Below are 640 nucleotides of genomic sequence, written 5' to 3' on the forward strand. Positions count from 1 at the left end.
TTAAATGATTGTACATTGAAAACTAGATAAGTAAGTAAATTAGATTTTACCAAGCAAAACCGAGTGAATTAGAGTGTTAAAGCTTTGAATTCATTAAAAATATAATCGCTAGTGTTCGAAAGAACACTCACAAGATTAATAACAGGTTTTAAACTTGCACTTTAAATTGTTTATCATTGTGATAGCTATTTAGAGTCTGGTGGAAAACATAGATTAAGTTATTAAGGGCGCACGGTGGATGCCTTGGCACTAGAAGCCGACGAAGGACGTTACTAACGACGATATGCTTTGGGTAGCTGTAAGTAAGCGTTGATCCAGAGATTTCCGAATGGGGAAACCCAGCACGAGTTATGTCGTGTTATCGACAAGTGAATTCATAGCTTGTCTGAAGGCAGACCCGGAGAACTGAAACATCTTAGTACCCGGAGGAAGAGAAAGAAAAATCGATTCCCTGAGTAGCGGCGAGCGAAACGGGAAGAGCCCAAACCAATAAGCTTGCTTATTGGGGTTGTAGGACACTCTATACGGAGTTATAAAAGAATATATTAAACGAATCATCTGGAAAGTTGAATCAAAGAAGGTAATAATCCTGTAGTTGAAAATATATTCTCTCTTGAGTGGATCCTGAGTACGACGGAGC

General features: G+C 38.8%; 1 rRNA gene. It reads left to right on the plus strand.

The features are described from left to right. Positions 1–211: 211 nt before the first annotated feature. Positions 212–640, plus strand: a 23S ribosomal RNA gene (locus CD147_RS07045); the annotation flags it as partial.

Source organism: Staphylococcus devriesei (assembly GCF_002902625.1).
Lineage (GTDB): Bacteria > Bacillota > Bacilli > Staphylococcales > Staphylococcaceae > Staphylococcus > Staphylococcus devriesei.